Origin of the sequence: Streptomyces sp. WAC 04229 (genome assembly GCF_003947455.1) — a bacterium.
Taxonomy (GTDB): domain Bacteria; phylum Actinomycetota; class Actinomycetes; order Streptomycetales; family Streptomycetaceae; genus Streptomyces.
Window position 1 is genome coordinate 1 of sequence record NZ_QHJH01000001.1, and the last position, 20904, is coordinate 20904.

The 20904-nt window shown below is 72.8% G+C and carries 17 protein-coding genes and 1 pseudogene; 3 read left to right on the forward strand and 15 right to left on the reverse strand.

Annotated features, from left to right (window positions below; translation table 11 throughout):
* From DMH12_RS00005 to DMH12_RS00070, 14 genes are all read right to left on the reverse strand, one after another.
* Window positions 1-2819, reverse strand: a 2819-nt coding sequence (locus DMH12_RS00005; RefSeq protein ID WP_185832066.1) for an AAA family ATPase, incomplete at its 3' end; no start/stop codon positions are given.
* Window positions 2820-2923: 104 nt separating this feature from the next.
* Entirely contained in the window at window positions 2924-3109 is a 186-nt protein-coding gene (locus DMH12_RS00010; protein ID WP_125489412.1) for a hypothetical protein, read from the reverse strand.
* A 199-nt stretch (window positions 3110-3308) separates the two neighbouring features.
* The gene (locus DMH12_RS00015; protein WP_125489413.1) at window positions 3309-3863 is read right to left on the reverse strand and encodes a hypothetical protein; all 555 of its coding nucleotides are present in this window, start codon (window positions 3861-3863) and stop codon (window positions 3309-3311) included.
* A 35-nt stretch (window positions 3864-3898) separates the two neighbouring features.
* Window positions 3899-4474: a GNAT family N-acetyltransferase gene (locus tag DMH12_RS00020; protein WP_122617616.1), complete on the reverse strand. Its 576-nt coding sequence runs from the start codon at window positions 4472-4474 to the stop codon at window positions 3899-3901.
* Window positions 4452-6698, reverse strand: a complete 2247-nt coding sequence (locus DMH12_RS00025) for an MMPL family transporter (protein WP_125489414.1) — start codon at window positions 6696-6698, stop codon at window positions 4452-4454. Before DMH12_RS00025 ends, DMH12_RS00020 begins: the two co-directional genes overlap by 23 nt.
* Before the next feature lie 218 nt (window positions 6699-6916).
* The gene (gene gatB / locus DMH12_RS00030) at window positions 6917-8431 is read right to left on the reverse strand and encodes an Asp-tRNA(Asn)/Glu-tRNA(Gln) amidotransferase subunit GatB (RefSeq protein ID WP_125489415.1); all 1515 of its coding nucleotides are present in this window, start codon (window positions 8429-8431) and stop codon (window positions 6917-6919) included.
* 15 nt (window positions 8432-8446) lie between these two features.
* Window positions 8447-8686, reverse strand: a complete 240-nt coding sequence (locus tag DMH12_RS00035) for a hypothetical protein (protein WP_055421828.1) — start codon at window positions 8684-8686, stop codon at window positions 8447-8449.
* Entirely contained in the window at window positions 8683-10176 is a 1494-nt protein-coding gene (gatA, locus tag DMH12_RS00040; protein WP_125489416.1) for an Asp-tRNA(Asn)/Glu-tRNA(Gln) amidotransferase subunit GatA, read from the reverse strand. Before gatA ends, DMH12_RS00035 begins: the two co-directional genes overlap by 4 nt.
* A gap of 5 nt (window positions 10177-10181) precedes the next feature.
* The gene (gene gatC, locus DMH12_RS00045) at window positions 10182-10478 is read right to left on the reverse strand and encodes an Asp-tRNA(Asn)/Glu-tRNA(Gln) amidotransferase subunit GatC (RefSeq protein WP_003973500.1); all 297 of its coding nucleotides are present in this window, start codon (window positions 10476-10478) and stop codon (window positions 10182-10184) included.
* Window positions 10479-10659: 181 nt separating this feature from the next.
* On the reverse strand, window positions 10660-12897 hold the full coding sequence (locus tag DMH12_RS00050; protein ID WP_125489417.1) for a bifunctional diguanylate cyclase/phosphodiesterase: 2238 nt from the start codon (window positions 12895-12897) through the stop codon (window positions 10660-10662).
* A gap of 258 nt (window positions 12898-13155) precedes the next feature.
* A complete protein-coding gene (ligA, locus tag DMH12_RS00055; RefSeq protein WP_125489418.1) occupies window positions 13156-15360 on the reverse strand; it encodes an NAD-dependent DNA ligase LigA in 2205 nt (734 codons plus the stop codon).
* Between the two features lie 9 nt (window positions 15361-15369).
* Complete coding sequence (locus DMH12_RS00060) at window positions 15370-16377, reverse strand: methionine synthase (protein WP_125489419.1); 1008 nt, start codon at window positions 16375-16377, stop codon at window positions 15370-15372.
* A gap of 30 nt (window positions 16378-16407) precedes the next feature.
* A complete protein-coding gene (locus DMH12_RS00065) occupies window positions 16408-17106 on the reverse strand; it encodes an SDR family oxidoreductase (protein ID WP_125489420.1) in 699 nt (232 codons plus the stop codon).
* 18 nt (window positions 17107-17124) lie between these two features.
* Window positions 17125-17664 carry a TIGR00730 family Rossman fold protein gene (locus tag DMH12_RS00070; RefSeq protein ID WP_125489421.1) on the reverse strand — a complete coding sequence of 180 codons (540 nt, stop codon included), beginning with the start codon at window positions 17662-17664 and terminating at the stop codon, window positions 17125-17127.
* Window positions 17665-17754: 90 nt separating this feature from the next.
* Between DMH12_RS00070 and DMH12_RS00075 the strand changes: the two are divergent.
* Together DMH12_RS00075 and DMH12_RS00080 are read left to right on the forward strand one after the other, a co-directional pair.
* A pseudogene (locus DMH12_RS00075) lies at window positions 17755-18056 on the forward strand (DUF427 domain-containing protein).
* A 53-nt stretch (window positions 18057-18109) separates the two neighbouring features.
* Window positions 18110-18889, forward strand: a complete 780-nt coding sequence (locus DMH12_RS00080; RefSeq protein WP_125489422.1) for an alpha/beta fold hydrolase — start codon at window positions 18110-18112, stop codon at window positions 18887-18889.
* Between the two features lie 70 nt (window positions 18890-18959).
* On the opposite strand, the gene mnmA is transcribed toward DMH12_RS00080, so the two are convergent.
* Window positions 18960-20090 (reverse strand): tRNA 2-thiouridine(34) synthase MnmA, encoded by a 1131-nt coding sequence (gene mnmA, locus DMH12_RS00085; RefSeq protein WP_125489423.1) that lies wholly within the window; start codon window positions 20088-20090, stop codon window positions 18960-18962.
* Window positions 20091-20151: 61 nt separating this feature from the next.
* Between mnmA and DMH12_RS00090 the strand changes: the two genes are divergently transcribed.
* Window positions 20152-20880: an N-acetylmuramoyl-L-alanine amidase gene (locus DMH12_RS00090; protein WP_125489424.1), complete on the forward strand. Its 729-nt coding sequence runs from the start codon at window positions 20152-20154 to the stop codon at window positions 20878-20880.
* Window positions 20881-20904: the final 24 nt, after the last annotated feature.

Consider the following 20904-nt stretch of genomic DNA (forward strand, 5'->3'; position numbering starts at 1 on the left):
CCCGTGGGGTGGCCGAGGGTGAGGCGGGCGAGCAGGGCGACGGCGTCGGCCAGCGGGCGGGCGCCGAGGTGTTCGGCGACGGTGCCGGCCAGGCGGAGCAGCTCCGTGGCGCGGGCGCGCTCGTCCTCGCCGCCGGTGGCCAGGAGGGCGCCGGCCAGCCGGTGGCGGACGCGGGCGAGATCGTAGGGCCGCTTCAGGCGCTCGAAGGCGGTGACCGCCTCCGACCAGGTCTGCGGGGTGTCCTGGTCCCGGGCCCGGTGCAGTTCGGCGCGGACCCACTTCTCGTGGGCCTCCCAGACGGGGACGCCGGTGGTCAGGGACTTGGCGGCGGCCGCGATGCGGTCGAGCACCTCGGCCCGGCCCTGGTCGGCGGCCGGCACCGTGCGGGCGTCGGCCTCCGCCTCGGCGGCGGACAGCAGCAGCGGCCAGCCGTAGCGCTGCGTGCCGGGCGGGAAGCCCGCCTCCAGGATGCGGCCGAGTTCGGCGCGGGCGTCCGGGAGGCGGCCGTCGGCGGCGGCGATGCCGACGGTGAGGGCGGCCAGCGGCAGGTGGTGCTGCGGCATCGGGTCGTGGGCGCCGTAGGCGGCGCGGGCCTCGGCATGCAGCCGGGCGGCCTCGGCGCGCTCGCCGCGGGCGAGGCTGACGACGGCCCGCTTGAGGGCGGCGCCGCCGCGGGGTGCGGGGCCCCGGCCGGGGGTGGCGGCCATGTCCGCGGCCCGCATCGCCTCGTCCCAGCGGCCCAGGGAGATCAGTGACTCGGCGAGATTGCCCCAGACCCAGGCCTCGGAGTCCAGCAGTCCCATCCGGCGCGTGAGGTCGACGCCTTCCCGCAGGACGCCGATGGCGTCCTCGGACCGGCCCAGGCCCTCCAGTGTCGAGGGCAGATTGACGTGGCTGCGGGCCACCGCGGGGGAGCGTCCCTGCGCGACCACCAGGTCTCTGACCTGGAACATCTCCGCGAGTCCGGCCTCGATGTGCCCGGCGTCCACCATCAGGCCGCCGAGGGTGAGCCGGGCGTTCAGCTCGATGTCGTCGGCGCCGACCATGCGCGCGTACTCGACGGCCCGCTCGGCGGCGGTGACCGCGCCGGGGCCCGGGCTGTGCAGCATCTGCCAGTTGGCGGCCATGGCGAGGACCTCGGCATGCACCTGGGAGGGCGGCAGGCCGCGGACCAGTTCCTGGGCGATGCCCAGCTCGCGCCAGCCGTCGCCGCGGCCCTGGGCCTGGACCAGGAGGGAGCGCTGCGTCCAGAACCAGGCGGCGCGCTGCGGGTCACGGCCGCTCGCGCCGGACCCGGCCTCCGTGTCCGGCTTGTCCTCCAGGAGTCGCAGAGCCCGCTTGGTGATCTTCATCGCGCGTTCGCGCTCCCCGCACAGCCGTCCGGCGACGGCGGCCTCGGCCATCAGGTCCATGTAGTGCAGGGGCGTACTGGCCGGGTCGCAGCCGCAGGGAGGGTAGACCTCGGTGTAGTCGACGGGGCGCAGCGTGTCGCGTACGTCGTCGGGGGCGGCGTCCCACAGCTCCATGGCGCGCTCCAGCAGCCGGAGCTGTTCGGAGTAGGCGTGCCGGCGGCGGGCCTCGACGGAGGCGTCGAGGACGGCGGGCAGGGCCTTGGCGGCGTCGTGGGCGTGGTACCAGTAGCTGGCCAGGCGCATCACGCGCTCCGTCGCGGGCACCAGCGCGGGCTCGGCGTCCAGGGCCTCGGCGTAGCGGCGGTTGAGGCGGGAGCGCTCGCCGGGCAGCAGGTCGTCGCCGACGGCCTCGCGGACCAGGGAGTGGCGGAAGCGGTAGCCGTCGCCGTCGGGCGCGGGGAGCAGGATGTTGGCGTTCACCGCGGACCGCAGCGCCTCGATGAGGTCGTCCTCGGCGAGCCGGGCGACGGCGGCGAGCAGCCGGTACTCGACGGTGGAACCGCCCTCGGCGACGATCCGGGCCACCCGCTGGGCGCTCTCGGGGAGGGCCTCCACGCGGACCAGGAGCAGGTCGCGCAGGGAGTCGGTGAGGCCGGCGCAGCTGCCGTCGTGGGCGGCCACGGCGAGTTCCTCGACGAAGAAGGCGTTGCCGTCGGAGCGTTCGAAGATCTCGTCGACCTGGAGCGGGTCGGGTTCCCGGGCGAGGATGCCGGCGATCTGGCGGCCCACCTCGTCGCGGGTGAAGCGGCCCAGTTCGAGGCGGCGGACGGTGCGCAGCCGGTCGAGTTCGGCGAGCAGCGGGCGCAGTGGGTGGCGGCGGTGGATGTCGTCGGAGCGGTAGGTGGCCAGGACCACCAGGCGGCCGGTGCGCAGGGTGCGGAAGAGGTAGGCGATCAGGTGGCGGGTGGACGCGTCGGCCCAGTGCAGGTCCTCCAGGACGAGGAGGACGGTGTGCCGGGCTGCGACGCGCTCCAGCAGGCGGGCGGTGAGTTCGAAGAGGCGGGCCATGCTCTCCTCGTCGTGCCGGCCGCCGGTGCCCGGGGTGGCCTCGCCCAGTTCGGGCAGCAGCCGGGCCAGCTCCTCCTCCTGTCCGGCGGCCGCGGCGGCCAGCTCCGTCGGCAGGTGGCGGCGCAGCGCGCGCAGGGCGGTGGAGAAGGGCGCGAAGGGCAGCCCGTCGGCACCGATCTCGACGCAGCCGCCCAGCGCGACGACGGCGCCCTGCCGGCCGGCGGCGGCGGCGAACTCCTCGACGAGGCGGGTCTTGCCGACGCCCGCCTCGCCGCCGAGCAGCAGGGCCTGCGGTTCGGCGGCGTCGGCGCGCCCGAGCGCGTCCTTCAAGGTGTCCAGTTCACCGGCACGGCCGATGAACACGGGACTCACGGACCTGGTCTCCACGGACCAGAGCATCGCACGCGGGTCCGACAGTGGAGCAACGGTTTTGGGCGACGGGTCGGCCACGGATACGACGGCGGGGAGGGAGGCCGTGCGGCCTCCCTCCCCGGTCCCCCCGTTCACGCGACCCGGGCGAACCGGTGCCGGCGCTGTCGCGGCGTATGGCTCTCCGTCTCGGCGGCGGCGTGCCGGGCCTGGCGGCGCTCGGCGCGACGGGCCCGGACGGCCTCGCGGGCCAGCCGGGCCTCGTCGGCGCGGCGGATGAGTTCGGCGGAACGGTTCCGGTGGATCTCGTACTCGAACATGGTGTGTCCCTTTTCCCTGGTGTGAGGCCGGTTTCGGCTTCGCTCTCTGCGATGCCTCAACCTTCGTCTCCCAGGGGGGTCCGCCACATCGGGCAAGTGCCGCATCTTCGGCGCCGGGTGGGGCCTTAGACGTGCGTGAGGGGCCTTAGGAACGGCGCCAGGTGCGCGCCGGTGTCCTAAGACCCCTCAGAGGGCCGGGTCAGCCGGCGGACGGCAGGCCGAGAAGAACGTCCGTGTACTTCAGGACGGCCAGCAGCAGGCCGATGACGCCGAGGCCGACGCCCGCCCAGGCCACCGACTTGATCCACGGGGCCTGCGGCCGGCCGGGCACGCCGAACGCGGGGCGGGCCAGCACCACGACTCCTACGATCAGGGCGACCAGGGCGAAGATGCCGCCCCACATCGCGGTGGCCTGCCAGGCGTTGCCGTAGCCCTTCTCGATCAGCGCGCCGACGTCGGAGGACGACGTCGACTGGAGCTGGCCGATCAGCGACTCGCGCGCGGAGGCCACGGTGCCGACCCAGCTGCCGGTCAGGGAGACGATGCCCAGTCCGGCGGAGACGACGGCGCCCGCGCCCTGGCCCACGCCGGTGGGGCCCTCGTTCTCTCCGGCACCGGTGACGGCGTCGTCCTCCACTGCCTCGTCGTTCACGGCGTCGGTGGTCCCGGCCTCCGCGTTCTCGGGCGCCTCGGCCACCGCGTCCGTCTTGTCCTCGGTCTTCACACCGGTCTCGTCCACTGTCTTCGTTCCCATGCCTCGCACCGTACGGACGCTGTCTGAGAGGTCCCTTAATGATCCCTGTGAGCGGCACGCGCGCGTGCTTCGCGCCACTCGGGCGCGAGCACCGCCCACACCTCCATGTCCTGGCGGGCGCCCCGGTAGGGGAAGCTCTCGCGCAGCACACCCTCTCGCATCATGCCGAGTCGCCGCGCGGCGTTGACGCTCGGGGTGTTCGCCGAGGAGGCGTGCCACTCCACGCGGTGCATGCCGCGCTCGTCGAAGGCCCAGTCGATCAGGACGCGGGCGCCGCGGGTGACCAGGCCGCGGCCGGTTCCGGCGGGCTCGAGCCAGCAGCCGATCTCGCAGACGCCGGTGGCGGCGTCGAAGACGCGGTAGAGCAGGCCGCCGACGAGCTTGCCGTCCAGCCACAGCCCGTGCAGGAAGCCGCTGTCGGCGGCGTGCCGGTCGGCGTAGGCCTGGAGCACCTCGCGCGCCGAGTCGACGTCGGTGGCCTTCGCCCCGAAGGGAATGTGCTCGGTGATGAAGTCCCGGCCCCGGTCCAGATGGGCCAGGAACTCCTCGGCGTGCCAGGTTTCCAGGGGGCGCAGTTCGGCGCCGTCGTCACCCAGTGATATCGCGTACATCCCGCTGCCGCTCCTTGTCCGCGAGAACGTCCGCCACCTCGGCGTCCGTCGCAGCGGCCAGCCTCTCATGGGCGGCCCGGCACTCGGGCGGCTCGATGCTGATGCGCGGCAGTACGGCGTCCAGGCGGCGGGGCAGCCACCAGTTGGCGCGGCCCAGGAGGTGCATCAGGGCGGGCACCAGCAGCGTGCGCAGGACGAAGGCGTCGAGGGCGACGGCGGCGGCGAGAGCGATGCCGAACATGGCGATCACCCGGTCGCCGCTGAGCACGAAGGCGAGGAAGACCGAGATCATGATGAGGGCGGCGGAGTTGATCACCCGGCCGGTCTCGGCGAGCCCGACCCGGACCGCACGGCGGTTGTCTCCGGTCTCCAGCCACTCCTCGTACATCCGGCTGACCAGGAACACCTGGTAGTCCATGGAGAGCCCGAAGAGCACCGAGACCATGATCACGGGCAGGAAGGGCTCGATCGGTCCCGCGCTGCCCAGGCCGAGCAGTTCGCTCCCCCAGCCCCACTGGAAGATCGCCACGACGACACCGAAGGCGGCGGCCACGGCGGCGACGTTCATGACGGCGGCCTTGAGGGGGATGCCGACGGAGCGGAAGGCGAGCAGGAGCAGCACGCAGCCCAGCCCGACGACGACGCCGACGAAGAGGGGCAGCTTGCCGACGATGACCTCGGCGAAGTCGTCGTATCCGGCCGTCACGCCGCCCACGTGCACGTCGAGCGCGGTGCCGGCCTCGGCACGCGGCAGCACCTCGGAGCGCAGCCGCTCGACGAGGTCGCTGGTGTCCCGGGACTGCGGGGCGGACTCGGGGACGACGGTGAGGTACGCGGCGTCGCCGGCCGAGTTGTACGTCACCGGAGTCACCGAGGAGACGCCCTCGGTGGTGCGCAGGGTGGCGTCGAGGTTGTCCAGCGCGAGGCGGTCCTCGGCGCCGCGGACGTCGGTGACCAGGGTGAGCGGGCCGTTGACGCCGGGGCCGAAGCCGTCGGCGAGGAGGTCGTAGGCCTGGCGGGTGGTCGTGGAGCGGGGGTCGTTGCCCTGGTCGGAGGTGCCGAGGCGCAGATCGAGGGTGGGCAGCGCGAGCACGGTGATGACGACGAGGGCGACGGCGCCGAGCAGCTTGGGGTGCCGCTCGACGAAGGCCGACCAGCGTGCGGCGAACCCGGTCGGCACCTCGGGTTCGGGCCCGTGCTCCGCGAGGCGGCGCCGCTCGCGCCGGCTGAGCGCCCGCGGGCCGATGTACGCCAGCAGGGCCGGCAGCAGGGTCACGGAGGCCGCGACGGTGAGGAGCACGGTCAGCGAGGCGGCGACGGCGACGCCGTTGAGGAAGCTGAGCCGGAGGATCAGCATGCCCAGCAGCGCGATGCAAACGGTCGCACCCGCGAAGACGACGGCGCGTCCCGTGGTCGCCACGGCACTGGCGGCGGCCTCGGTGACGGACAGGCCGCGCTTCAGTCCGCGCCGGTGCCTGGTGACGATGAACAGGGCGTAGTCGATCCCCACGCCGAGTCCGATGAGGGTGCCCAGCATGGGCGCGAAGTCGGCGACGGTCATGAAGTGGCCGAGGAGCGTGATGCCGGCGTAGGCGGTGCCGACGGAGACCAGCGCGGTGGCGATGGGCAGCAGGGCCGCGGCCACGGAGCCGAAGGCGAGGAACAGCACGACCGCGGCCACGGCCACGCCGACGGCCTCGGCGAGGTGGCTGCCGGGCGGCTCGGTGAGCGCGACGGCGCCACCGCCCAGTTCGACGCGGAGCCCGTCGGTCTCGGCCGCCTCGGCGGTCTCGACCACGGCCTGCGCCTCGCCCGCGTCTATGTCCCGGGAGGCGTCCTCGAAGGTGACCGTGGCGTACGCGGTGCGGGCGTTCTCGCTGATCCGGGGCGAGTCGGGGTCGTCGTACGGGTTGGTCACCCCGGCCACCCCGGGCAGCTCCGCGATGCGCTCCAGGGTGCCCGTCACGGCCTGTTCGACGTCGGGGGCGCGGACGGTGCCGTCCGTGGTGTGCCAGACGACCGTGTCGCTCTCGCCGTCGAGGCCGGGGAAGCCGGAGGCGAGCAGCCGGGAGGCGCGGTCGGAGTCCGTGCCGGGGATCGCGTAGTCGTTGGAGTAGGCGGAGCCCGTGACGGCGGCGGCCGTGGCCACGCCGCCGAGGGCGAGCAGCCACAGCAGGACGGCGATGAGCCGACGTCGAACACACCAGCGTGCGAGGGCTGCCACGAACGTGCTCCCAGGTGTCTGATTGTGGATCTTTGACCGGGGGCAGTCGTCCATGGCGTGAACGGCCCGCAAAGAACGCATGAGCAATGCGGAATCACTCTTGCAGGCCGAATTGATCGTTTGCGGACTTAGTGGGCTTATTCACAACAACGGCCCTGGGGGGACGCGCCGTGGCCGGCGCGTCCCCCCAGGGCTCGCGTGCTGCGGTGCCGCGGTGCTCAGCCCTCGGTCACACCCAGCTTCTCCAGGATCAGCTCCTTGACGCGGGCCGCGTCCGCCTGGCCCCGGGTGGCCTTCATGACCGCGCCGACCAGGGCGCCGGCCGCGGCCACCTTGCCGCCGCGGATCTTGTCCGCGACGCCCGGGTTGCCGGCGATGGCGTCGTCGACGGCGGCGGTCAGCGCGCCCTCGTCGGAGACGACCTTCAGACCGCGCTTGTCGACGACCTCGTCCGGCGTGCCCTCACCGGCGAGGACGCCCAGGATGACCTGGCGGGCCAGCTTGTCGTTCAGGTCGCCCTTCGTCACCAGCTCGGCGACGCGGGCGACCTGGACCGGCGTGATCGCCAGCTCGTCGAGCGCCTTGCCCGACTCGTTGGCGCTGCGGGCCAGCTCGCCCATCCACCACTTGCGGGCGGAGGTCGCGTCGGCGCCGGCGTCGATGGTGGCGACGATCGGGTCCAGTGCCCCGGCGTTGAGGATCGACTGCATGTCGTTGCCGGAGATGCCCCACTCCTCGCGGAGCCGGTTGCGGCGCACCAGCGGCAGCTCGGGCAGGGCGGACCTGATCTCCTCGACCCACTCGCGCGAGGGGGCGACCGGCACCAGGTCGGGCTCCGGGAAGTACCGGTAGTCCTCGGCCTCCTCCTTCACGCGGCCCGAGGTGGTGGACCCCGTGTCCTCGTGGAAGTGGCGGGTCTCCTGGATGATCGTGCCGCCGTCGTTCAGCACGGCGGCGTGCCGCTGGATCTCGAAGCGGGCCGCGCGCTCCACGGAACGCAGCGAGTTGACGTTCTTGGTCTCGCTGCGGGTGCCGAACTTCTCCCGGCCGTGCGGACGCAGCGACAGGTTGACGTCGCAGCGCATCTGGCCCATCTCCATGCGGGCCTCGGACACACCGAGGGCACGGATCAGCTCGCGCAGCTCACGGACGTAGGCCCGGGCGACCTCGGGGGCGCGTTCGCCCGCTCCCTCGATCGGCTTGGTGACGATCTCGATGAGCGGGATACCGGCGCGGTTGTAGTCGAGCAGGGAGTGCGAGGCGCCGTGGATGCGGCCCGTCGCGCCACCGACGTGCGTCGACTTGCCGGTGTCCTCCTCCATGTGGGCGCGCTCGATCTGGACGCGGAAGGTCTCGCCGTCCTCCAGCTGCACGTCGAGGTAGCCGTCGAAGGCGATCGGCTCGTCGTACTGGGAGGTCTGGAAGTTCTTCGGCATGTCCGGATAGAAGTAGTTCTTCCGGGCGAAGCGGCACCACTCGGCGATCTCGCAGTTCAGCGCGAGACCGATCCGGATCGCCGACTCGACGCCGGTCGCGTTGACGACCGGGAGGGCGCCGGGCATGCCGAGGCAGACGGGGCAGGTCTGGGTGTTCGGGTCCGCGCCGAGCGCGGTCGAACAGCCGCAGAACATCTTGGTCTTGGTGCCGAGTTCGACATGGACCTCGAGGCCCATGACGGGGTCGTACGACGCGAGTGCGTCCTCGTACGACACCAGGTCGGTCGTGGTGGTCACGGTGAAACTTCCCTCTCAGCCCAGCAGGACGTCGTCGTCGCCGAGCCGCTTCAGCTCGCGGTAGAGGATGGCGAGGTTGGTGACGACCGCGGCGCCCGTGACGACGGCGTCGAGCAGCCGCAGCGTGTCGTTGTCACCACGGGCCTTCTTGATCTGCTTGTAGACCCCGACGGCGCCGAACGCCGACGTGGCCATCGAGACGTACAGGCCGGACCGGGACTTCTTGAAGCCCTTTGCCTTGGTCAGTGCGCTCACAGCGACGGTGCCTCCTCGATCAGCGGGTGGCCCCACTGTTCCACGAAGGCGGCCTCTACGGCGGCGCCGACCTTGTACAGCCGGTCGTCCTTCATGGCGGGGGCGATGATCTGCAGACCCACCGGCAGGTTGTCCTCGGGGGCGAGGCCGCAGGGCAGCGACATGGCCGCGTTGCCCGCCAGGTTGGTGGGGATGGTGCACAGGTCGGCCAGGTACATCGCCATCGGGTCGTCGGCGCGCTCGCCGATCGGGAAGGCGGTGGTCGGGGTCGTCGGGGAGACGATCACGTCGACCTGCTCGAAGGCCCGCTCGAACTCCTGCTTGATGAGGGTGCGGACCTTCTGCGCGCTGCCGTAGTAGGCGTCGTAGTACCCGCTCGACAGGGCGTACGTGCCGAGCATGATGCGGCGCTTGACCTCGGGGCCGAAGCCGGCCTCGCGGGTCAGGGAGGTGACCTCCTCGGCGGAGTGCGTGCCGTCGTCGCCGGTCCGCAGGCCGTAGCGCAGGCCGTCGAAGCGGGCGAGGTTGGACGAGCACTCGGACGGCGCGATCAGGTAGTACGCCGACAGCGCCAGGTCGAAGGACGGGCAGTCCAGCTCGACGATCTCGGCGCCCAGCGACTTCAGCAGCTCGACGGACTCGTCGAAGCGCTGGATGACGCCGGCCTGGTAGCCCTCGCCGCGGAACTGCTTGACGACGCCGACGCGCATGCCCTCGACGCTGCCGTTGCGGGCCGCCTCGACGACCGCGGGGACCGGGGCGTCGACGGAGGTGGAGTCCATCGGGTCGTGCCCGGCGATCACCTCGTGCAGCAGGGCCGCGTCCAGGACCGTGCGGGCGCAGGGGCCGCCCTGGTCGAGGGAGGAGGAGAAGGCCACCATGCCGTAGCGGGAGACGCCGCCGTAGGTCGGCTTGACTCCGACCGTGCCGGTGACGGCCGCGGGCTGGCGGATGGAGCCGCCGGTGTCGGTGCCGATGGCGAGCGGGGCCTGGAAGGCGGCGAGGGCGGCGGAGGAGCCGCCTCCGGAACCGCCGGGGATCTTGGTGAGGTCCCAGGGGTTGCCGGTGGGGCCGTAGGCGCTGTTCTCGGTGGAGGACCCCATGGCGAACTCGTCCATGTTGGTCTTGCCGAGGATGACGACGTCGGCGTCCTTGAGGCGCTTGGTGACGGTCGCGTCGTACGGCGGGATCCAGCCTTCGAGGATCTTCGAGCCGACGGTGGTCGGGATGCCCTCGGTGGTGAAGATGTCCTTCAGCGCGAGGGGGACGCCGGCCAGCGGGCCGAGCTTCTCGCCGCGCTCGCGCTTGGCGTCGACCTCGCGGGCCTGGGCCAGCGCGCCCTCGCGGTCCACGTGCAGGAAGGCGTGCACCTTCTCGTCGACGGCCTCGATGCGGGCCAGGTGCGCCTCGGTGACCTGGACGGCGGTCAGCTCGCCGGCGGCGATCTTCGCGGCGATCTCGGCCGCGGTGAGCCTGATGATGTCGCTCATGGCGGTTACTCCTCCCCCAGGATCTGCGGCACCTTGAAACGCTGCTGCTCCTGGGCCGGGGCGCCGGAGAGCGCCTGCTCGGGCGTGAGCGACGGACGGACCTCGTCCGGCCGCATGACGTTCGTCAGCGGGAGCGGGTGCGAGGTCGGCGGTACGTCTTGGTCGGCGACCTCGCTGACGCGGGCGACCGCGCCGATGATGTCGTCGAGCTGTCCCGCGAAGTGCTCTAGCTCTTCGGGCTTCAGCTCCAGACGCGCCAGCCGGGCGAGGTGGGCGACCTCCTCGCGCGTGATGCCAGGCATGCAGCGTTCCTCTGGGGTGAGTGTGTGTACTTCGGGCAAGTCGGTTTGGCCCAATCCTATGGGGCAGGACCGGGTGCGCGTTAAACGGTTTCCCTCAGCGCCCCGAAGGGGCGCGGGGAACTGCGCGACCAGCCGCGACGAAGCCGCACCCGACCGACGGCCGAACGTGGCACCGGCGTGCCTATCCGACCCGCCCCGGGTCGTCCCCGGCGGCAGCCGGCAGCGCCGGCGCAGGCCGCTGCCACCCCCGCGACCCCCGCGCCCGCAGCCACGCCGTCGTCTCCTCCGGCGGCATCGCCGCCGCGACCAGCCACCCCTGTACGGCGTCGCAGCCCAGGTCGCGCAGGCCCTCCCAGGTCTCGTCGTCCTCGACGCCCTCGGCGACGACGAGCAGGCCGAGCGAGTGGGCGAGGTCGACGGTGCAGCGCACGATGGCCGCGTCCTCGGCGTCCACGGCCAGCCGCGCCACGAACGAGCGGTCGATCTTCAGCTCGCTGACCGGGAGCCTGCGCAGGTGGACCAGGGAGGAGTAGCCGGTGCCGAAGTCGTCCAGGGACATCTTCACGCCGTGCCCGGTCAGCGCGTTGAGGGTGTCGGCGGCGCGCTGCGGGTCCTCGAGGAGGACGTGCTCGGTGATCTCCAGTTGGAGCGCTCCCGCGGGGACTCCGTGCCGGGCCAGCCGGGCGGCCACCGAGCCCGCGAAGCCGGGGGTGTGGACGTCGCGCGGGGAGACGTTGACCGCGACCGGCACGAAGAGTCCCTGCGAGCGCCACTGGGCGACCTGTTCGAGCGCCGTCTCCAGCACGTACTCGGTGAGGTGGGGCATCAGCCCGGAGGACTCGGCGATCGCGATGAACTCGTCCGGCGGGACCTTGCCGCGCTCGGGGTGCACCCACCGGACCAGGGCCTCCAGGCCGGCGACCTGTCCGTCGAAGCGCACCTTGGGCTGGTAGTGGAGCTGGACCTCGTGGGCGTCCAGGGCCCGGCGCAGGTCGCCCAGCAGGCCGAGGCGGTCCGGGGTGTTGGAGTCCCGCTTGGACTCGTAGACCTCCACGCCCGTACGGTCCCGCTTGGCCTGGTACATCGCCACGTCGGCGCGGCGCAGCAGCCCTTCGGCGTCCAGCGCGTGGTCGGGGAAGACGGCGACGCCGGCGCTGGCCTCCAGGACGAGGGTGAGTCCGTCCAGGTCCATCGGGGAGCTGAGCGCGGCGACGAGTCCCCGGGCGATCCGGGTCGCCGACGTGGTGGAGTCGGCGACGGGCAGTAAGACGGCGAACTCGTCGCCGCCGAGCCGCGCGGCCTCCGCCCCGCGCGGCAGGGCCTGCCGCAGCCGGTCGGCGGTCTGGAGCAGCAGCCGGTCGCCGGCGAGGTGGCCGAGGGTGTCGTTGACCGAACGGAAGCGGTCGAGGTCGATCAGCATCAGCGCGGTGCGGGCACCGATGCGCTCGGCGTCGTCCAGCGCGGTCCAGGTCCGCTCCAGGAGCCACTGCCGGTTGGGCAGTTGGGTGAGGGGGTCGCGGAGCTGTTCCTCGGCGCGGGCGCGGGCGATCCACAGGGTGGAGTCGAGGGCGATCAGCGGAATGGCGAACAGTGGCAGCAGCAGCGGCTTGGCGACGGCGACGACGCAGATCAGCGGGGCTATGCCGAGCAGGGCTACGGCGACCAGGCCGTGTCTGACCAGGGCGGTGCGGGCAACGGTCGTCAGTCCGGGGCGGGGCGTCTGGAGGTACCACAACAGGCCGCGGGTGACGGCGAGATAGGCCGCGGCGACGAGCACCACCTTGGGCGCCGCGTACACGCCCCAGGTGTCGGGGTCCCAGGGCTCCTCCACCGACGGTACGGAGCCGCAGACGCCCAGCAGCAGGGCTCCCGCGGCGACGCCGAGGATGTCCACCGCGCCGTGCAGGACGCCCTGCCGCCAGCGGCCCCGGCGGGCTATGCCGACCAGGACGACGACGGTGAGGCTGACCATGCCGGCCGGAACCCAGCCGTACAGGAGCAGGACGGCGAGGGTGAGGGCGGCGCCGGAGCCGGTGCCGCCCCACCAGCGGGAGCGGCCGAGCATGACGAGGTGGCCGACGACGATGCCGGCCAGGACGGCGAGGGACCAGCCGGCGGTGCCGGCCGGGAAGAGGGCGTGGCCGCCGGTGAACGCCCGGTAGAGCCCGGCGCCCAGCACGAGGGCGGCGGTCGCGACGACGGCCGCGGGCAACGCGGGCCAGGACGGGTGCCGTTCGCTCTCGGCGCCGGACAGGTCGGGGGCGCGGCCCGGGCCCGGCGGCACCGACCCGCGGGCGCTCGCCGCGGGGTAGAGGGCACCACCCGCGCGTAGCCTCGCCCACCGGCCCGCGTGCCACGCGTCCGTCATGCGGCGCAGGCGCAGCCGTGAGCCCGCGGCGGCGCTCTCGGTCGGTTCCATTCCCGTCCCTCTCACAGCCTGCGGTGCCCACGCCACGCGGTCCTCGCCTCGACCACCATCAACGGCTCCGCGTTGGAAGACCCTGCCCCTGTCCCTCGCGGCAGGGGGGATGCCCCGACCGCGGCTGGGCACGGCAGGTGCACACCTCAACAGTAGGCCGCGGAAGGCTTCCAGGGGCACCGGTCGTCGACGGTTGCCCGAATGCGGCCCGGCCACCCTTATGCATCTGATATGCGCCGATCGGGTGGCCTTCAACCGCTATTCCTCAGCCGAAAGTGCGACGTCGGCCGCCGCTTCGGCCCCCTGTTCGAGCAGGACGGTGAAACCTTCCTCGTCCAGCACCGGCACCTTCAGCTGCATCGCCTTGTCGTACTTCGACCCGGGGTTGTCACCGACCACGACGAACGACGTCTTCTTGGACACCGATCCGGTCACCTTGGCGCCCCTGCTCTGGAGGGCTTCCTTGGCGGCGTCGCGGGTGAAGTTCTCCAGGGTGCCGGTGACGACGACGATGAGTCCTTCGAGGGGGCGCGGGCCTTCGTCCTCGCCGCTCGACCGGTCCTCGAGGGGAACGCCGGCCGCCTTCCACTTGCGCACGATCTCGCGGTGCCACTCCTCGGCGAACCACTCCTTGAGGGCGGTGGCGATGATCGGGCCGACGCCGTCGGTGTTCGCCAACTCCGCCTCGCTGGCCTGCTCGATGCGGTCCAGCGAGCGGAACTCGCGGGCCAGGGCCTGCGCGGCGACGGGCCCGACGTGGCGGATGGAGAGCCCGTTGAGGAAGCGGGCGAGGGGGCGGGTGGTCTTGGCCTCCTCGATGTGCTGGAGCAGCGCGAGGGTGTTCTTCTTCGGCTCGCCCTGCTTGTTGGCGAAGACCGTGACGATCTTCTCCTCGCCGGTCTTCGGGTCGCGCTTGGGCAGTCCGCTGTCCTGGTCGAGGACGTACGCCTTGATGGGCAGCAGTTGCTCGAGGGTGAGGTCGAAGAGGTCCCCCTCGTCCACCAGCGGCGGCTCCGCGGGCTCCAGCGGCCCGGTCAGCGCGGCCGCCACGACGCCGCCGAAGTGGTCGATGTCCAGGCACTCCCGGCCCGCGAGGTAGGTGACACGCTCACGCAACTGGGCCGGGCACGTACGGGCGTTGGGGCACCGCAGGTCGATGTCGCCCTCCTTCATCGCCTTCAGCGGCGTGCCGCACTCGGGGCACTTCGCCGGCATCACGAACTCCCGCTCGCTGCCGTCCCTGAGGTCGGCGACCGGCCCGAGGATCTCCGGGATGACGTCGCCGGCCTTGCGGAGCACCACGGTGTCGCCGATGAGCACGCCCTTGGCCTTGACGACCTCCTGGTTGTGCAGCGTGGCGAACTCGACCTCGCTGCCGGCCACGGTGACCGGCTCGACCTGCGCGTAGGGCGTGACCCGGCCGGTGCGGCCGACGCCGACCTTGATGTCGACTAGCTTGGTGTTGACCTCCTCCGGCGCGTACTTGTAGGCGATGGCCCAGCGGGGGGCGCGGGCGGTGGAGCCGAGCCGGCCCTGGAGGCGGATCTCGTCGAGCTTGACGACTACCCCGTCGATCTCGTGGGCCACGGAGTGCCGGTTCTCGCCGTAGTGGGCGATGAAATCGCGTACGCCCTCCAGGCCGTCGACCACCCTGTTGTGCGGGGAGGTGGGCAGGCCCCAGGTCTTCAGCAGGTCGTACGCCTGGGAGAGGCGGGTCATGCCCGAGTAGCCCTCCAGGACACCGATGCCGTGGACCACCATGTGCAGCGGGCGGGTGGCGGTGACGCGCGGGTCCTTCTGGCGCAGGGAACCGGCGGCCGCGTTGCGGGGGTTGGCGAAAGGCTTGTCCCCCGCCTCGTTCAACCGGGCGTTGAGTTCCTGGAACTTCTCCATCGGGAAGTAGACCTCGCCGCGGATCTCCACGCGGTCGGGGACCTTGTCGCCCCCCAGGCGCTCGGGGATCTCGGCGATGGTGCGCACGTTGGGCGTGATGTCCTCGCCGGTGCGGCCGTCGCCCCGGGTGGCCGCGCGGACGAGGCGGCCACGCTCGTAGGTGAGGTTGACGGCGAGTCCGTCGACCTTCAGCTCGCACAGGAAGTGGTACTCCTGCTCGCCCAGCTCCCTGGCGATGCGCTCGGTCCAGGCGGCCAGCTCCTCGTCGTTGAAGGTGTTGTCGAGGGAGAGCATGCGCGTGGGGTGCGCGACGGCCGTGAACTCGGTCTCGTAGGAGCCGGCGACCTTCTGGGTCGGGGACTCGGGGGTGCGCAGCTCGGGGTGGCGCTCCTCCAGCTCCTCCAGGGTGCGCAGCAGCCGGTCGAAGTCCGCGTCGCTGACGACGGGGGCGTCCTTCACGTAGTACCGGAAGCGGTGCTCCTCGATCTGCTCAGCGAGTTGCGCGTGCTTCTCGCGCGCCTCGGCGGGCACGCTTGTCGTCTCCGCTTGCCTGTCGCCGGCCACCGGCATGTCCTCCCGTTACTCTGGGTTGTCCGCGAGGGATCTCGCCGCCCGGACGCACTGGGCGAGGGCCCGGCGGGCGTACGCGGGGGAAGCGCCCGCGAGTCCGCACGACGGGGTGACGGTGACCGCCTCCGCGAGCAGCTCCGGCCGCAGCCCCAGCCTGCGCCACAGCGTCCTGACACCCATGACGCTACCGGCAGGGTCTGACAACGGGCCGTCGGTGCCGGGCACGACACCGGCGAAGAGCCGGGTGCCCGCCTCGACCGCCTCGCCGAGCGCCTCGTCGTCACGCTCGGTGAGGAGCGAGAAGTCGAAGGAGACGCCCGCGACGCCCGCCCGGCGCAGCAGGGCGAAGGGGACGTCCGGTGCGCAGGAGTGGACCACGACGGGGTCGCCGCCGTGCGCCCCGGCGACGTCGCGCAGGGAGGCCTCGACGACCTGGCGGTCCACGGCCCGGTGGGTGCGGTAGCCGCTGGCGGTGCGTACCCGGCCGCGCAGGACGGCGGTGAGCGAGGGTTCGTCGAGCTGGAGCACGACACGGGCGCCGGGCACGCGGCGCCGTACCTCCGCCAGGTGCAGGCGCAGGCCCTCGGCGAGCGAGGCGGCGAGGTCGCGGCAGGCGCCGGCGTCGGACAGGACCGCCTCGCCGCCCCGGAGTTCGAGGGCCGCGGCGAGCGTCCACGGGCCGACGGCCTGGACCTTCAGCGGCCCCTGATAGCCCTGAGTGAACTCCTCCAGGGCGTCCAGGTCCTCCCCGAGCCAGGCGCGGGCCCGTTTGGTGTCCCGTCCGGGCCGGTCGCCCAGCCGCCAGCCGCTGGGCTCCACGCGCGCGTACAGCTCGACGAGCATCCCGGCGGTGCGGCCGATCATGTCGGCGCCGGGGCCGCGGGCGGGCAGTTCGGGGAGGAAGGGGAAGTCCTCGAAGGTGCCGGTGGCGGTCTTGACGGCCTCGCGGGCGTCGTCCCCCGGGAGGGAGCCGACGCCCGTGGCGGGACCGAAGCTGGGCTGGCTGTTTTCACTCACCGCAGCAGCCTACGGAACACCCCGCCGGCGTCACCGTCCCGGGCGGACCGTGAGGTCGTTGATCTCGGCGTCCCTCGGGAGGTCGAGGGCCGTCAGGATCGTCGTGGCGACCGATTCGGGGTCGATCCACCGCGACGCGTCGTACTCCTTGCCCTCCTGCTGGTGGACCTTGGCCTGCATGGGGCTCGCGGTGCGGCCCGGGTAGACGGAGGTGACGCGGACGCCGTTCGCGTGCTCCTCCTGGCGCAGGGCGTCGGCGAGCGCCTTGAGGCCGTGCTTGGAGGCGCCGTACGCCGACCAGCCGGCGTGGGCGTTGAGGCCGGAACCGGAGTTGACGAACACCACCTGGCCCTGGGCGACGCGGAGCTGGGGCAGGAAGAGGCGGGTCAGCTCGGCGGGGGCGATCAGGTTGACGGCCAGCTGGTGGCGCCAGGTCTTCGGGGTGAGGTCGCCGACCGGTCCGAGGTCGACGACCCCGGCGATGTGCAGCAGCGAGTCCACGCGGTCGGGCAGCGTCTGGTGCGAGAAGGCCCAGGAGAGCTTCTCCGGGTCGGCCAGGTCGCCGACCAGCGTCTTCGCACCGGGGTGGGCGGCCGCCAGTTCCTTGGCGCGGCCCGCGTCGCGCGCGTGCAGGACGACTTCGTCGCCGCGCTCGTGCAGGCGGCGGGCGACGGCCGCGCCGATGCCGGAGCCCGCTCCTGTGATCACATGTGTAGCCATGCCCGCCATGCTCGCACCACCGCAGGGCTACTCGATGCCCTGGCTCTCCTCCAGGTAGGCCAGCGCGCCGACCGGCTCCTCGGCGAAGAAGACCAGCTCGGCCAGGGGGCGGGGCAGGAAGCCCTCGTCCTCCATGCGGCGGAACTGCTCCTTGAGGCCGTCGTAGAAGCCGGCCGTGTTGAGCAGGACGACCGGCTTGTCGGTGTGCCCGTGCTTCTTCAGCTCCAGGATCTCCGTCGCCTCGTCGAGGGTGCCGGTGCCGCCGACCATGATCACCACGGCGTCGGCCTTCTCCAGCAGCAGCCGCTTGCGCTCGGCGAGGTCCCCCGCGATCACCATCTCGTCGGCGCCCTCGCGCGCCTTGGCGGCCAGGAAGTCCACCGAGACGCCCAGCAGCCGCCCTCCGGACCCCTGCACGCCGTCGGCGACCACCTTCATCAGGCCGACGTCGGAGCCGCCCCAGACGAGGGTGTGGCCGCCCTTGCCGAGGAGTTCGGCGAACTGCTTCGCGGGGCCGGTGTAGCGCGCGTCGAGGTCGGCGGCGGAGAGGAAGACGCAGATGTTCATGGGGCAACGGTACGTTCGGCGCCCGGCGGGGAAGAACCCGGCTTCCGGACGCGCTGAAGTGACCGAACCCACTGTCCGAGGAGGACGATCGTGAGCAAGGGACACATCATCACCGTGGAGCCGAGCGGCCGGCACGTGCGCGCGGTGCACGGCGGCCGGGTCCTGGCGGAGAGCGACAAGGCGCTGGTCCTGCACGAGACGGGCTGTCCGGACCGCTTCTACATCCCGGCCGAGGACGTACGGCTCGACCTGCTGACGGCCCCTTCAAGGGCGACGCGTCCTACTGGTCGCTGCCCGAGGCGGCCGACCTAATCTGGGCGTACCCGGACCCGAAGACGGAGGTGGCTCAGATCAAGGACCACCTCTGCTTCTACGACGTCGAGGTCTCCTGAGCCGTCCGTGTCCTGAGCGATTAATCGCGTGCTTTGGGGCACTCTGCACAGACATGGAGAAGAACACCGTTTCGCGCGACGGCACGCGCATCGCCTACGAACGCACCGGGCGGGGACCCGCGGTGGTCCTCGTCAGCGGTGCCATGTCGACGGGCGCCACGACGGCACCCCTGGCGGCGGCGCTGTCGGACCGCTTCGACGTCACCGTGTACGACCGCCGGGGGCGCGGCGGGAGCGGCGACACGGCGCCCTACGCGGTGGAGCGCGAGATCGAGGACCTGGCCGCGCTGATCGAGGCGGTGGGCGGCGAGGCGAGTCTGTACGGCATGTCGTCGGGCGGCGCGCTGGCGCTCCGCGCGGCGGCGAGCGGGCTGCCGGTGCGCCGGGTCGCCGTGTACGAGGTGCCGTACGCGATGGACGACGCCGCGGCGCGGTCCGCCGCGGAGTACACCGAGGGGCTCGCCGAGGCGCTCGGCGAGGACCGGCGCGGGGAGGCGGTGGAGCTGTTCCTGCGCCGGACCGGCCTGGGCGAGGACATGATCCGGGGCGCCCGGCAGTCGCCGATGTGGGCGGGCATGGAGTCGGTCGCGCCGAGCCTGGCGTACGACGACGCGGTGATGGGCGACAGCCGCGTCCCGGCGGCCGCGATCGCCTCGATCACCGCTCCCCTGCTGGCCCTCGCGGGCGGCGCGAGCGACGCCTGGTGGCACGAGGCGGCGCGCGCGGTGGCCGACGCGGCGCCGAACGGCACCTACGGCACCGTGGCGGGACAGGCCCACATGGTGGAGCCGGGGGTACTGGCGCCGGTGCTGACGGAGTTCCTGGGTCGGTGAGCGCGGGCGGGCCCCAGAGGCCGACGTCCGGTTGCCTCCGTGGCTTCGGCCCGGACGACGGGCTCGGCGTTCAGGCCGCGCCGGCGGTGGCGCGCGTGGTGGACGCGATCGTCGCCGAGCCCACCACGCGGGTGCCGTCGTACAGCACGATCGCCTGGCCGGGGGCGACCCCGCGCACCGGCTCCGCGAAGGAGACCTCCAGTGCGTCGCCGACCAGCTCGGCCCGCACCTCGGTCTCGCCGCCGTGGGCACGCAGCTGGGCCGTGTAGGTGCCGGGGCCGACGGGGGCGGCGCCGCACCAGCGGGGCTTGATCGCGCGGAGGGCGTCCACGTCCAGGGCCGCGGCCGGGCCGACCGTGACCGTGTTGTCCACCGGCGAGATGTCCAGGACGTAGCGCGGCTTGCCGTCGGGGGCCGGGGTGCCGATCCGGAGCCCCTTGCGCTGGCCGATGGTGTAGCCGTAGGCGCCCTCGTGGGTGCCGAGCCGGTTGCCCGCCTCGTCGACGATGTCGCCCTCGGCGCGGCCGAGCCGGTCGGCGAGGAAGCCCTGGGTGTCGCCGTCCGCGATGAAGCAGATGTCGTGCGAGTCGGGCTTCTTGGCCACCGCGAGGCCCCTGCGCTCGGCCTCCGCGCGGATCTCGTCCTTGGTGGTGAGCGTGTCGCCGAGCGGGAACATCGCGTGGGCGAGCTGCCGGTCGTCCAGCACGCCGAGGACGTAGCTCTGGTCCTTCGCCATGTCGGAGGCGCGGTGCAGCTCGCGGACGCCGTCCTCGCGCAGGATCACCTTGGCGTAGTGGCCGGTGCAGACGGCGTCGAAGCCGAGGGCCAGCGCCTTGTCGAGGAGCGCGGCGAACTTGATCTTCTCGTTGCAGCGCAGGCACGGGTTCGGGGTGCGGCCGGCCTCGTACTCGGCGACGAAGTCCTCGACCACGTCCTCGCGGAAGCGGTCGGCGAGGTCCCACACGTAGAACGGGATGCCGATGACGTCCGCGGCGCGGCGGGCGTCGCGCGAGTCCTCGATCGTGCAACAGCCCCGGGCGCCGGTGCGGAAGGACTGCGGGTTCGCGGAGAGCGCGAGGTGGACGCCGGTCACGTCGTGCCCCGCCTCGGCCGCGCGGGCGGCGGCGACGGCGGAGTCGACCCCGCCCGACATGGCGGCGAGGACGCGGAGGGGACGGGTGCGCTGCGGGGTGTCAGTCATAACCCTTCCAGAGTAAGGGGAGGGCGGGAACCGGAGCGCGCGAGTATGCGTTGAAGATCGCATGGGGGCGAAGCACGAATCCACGAGTGGCTCCGCGGACGGGTCCGCGGGCGGGTCCGGCGACGCGGACCGGCGGATCGGCCGGCGCGCGCTGATCGTCGGCGGTGCCGCGACGGCGGTGGGCACGGCCGTGCTGGCCCGCGACGAGCTGGCCCGGCTGTGGTGGCGGGTGCCGGGCGTCGAGCGGCCCCGCGAGGAGGGCGCGGTCGACTACTCCGGCGCGCGCTGGGTGGCGGCGGCCGACGCGAACTGGCGGCGGGCCGACCGGCCGGACGACTTCGGCGTCGACATGGTGATCGTCCATGTGACGCAGGGCAGCTTCGACAGCGCGGTGAAGGCGTTCCAGGACCCGGGGCACCAGGCGGCCACGCACTACATCGTGGGCCAGGACGGGGGCGTCACCCAGATGATCCGCGAGCTGGACGTGGCGTACCACGCGGGCAACCGCGACTACAACGAACGCAGTGTCGGCATCGAGCACGAGGGCTTCGTGGACCGCCCGCAGGACTTCACCGACGCGATGTACGCCGCCTCCGCGCGGCTGACGGCGGGCATCTGCGCGCGGTACGACATACCCCTGGACCGCGAGCACATCATCGGCCACGTGGAGGTGCCGGGCACCGACCACACCGACCCGGGTCCGCACTGGGACTGGGAGCGGTACATGAAGCTGGTGCGCCGGGCGGCCACGAGCACCCCGTCACCCGGTCCGTCCCGGTCCGGGGCGTAGGCCACCCGCTCGCCGGCCTACCGG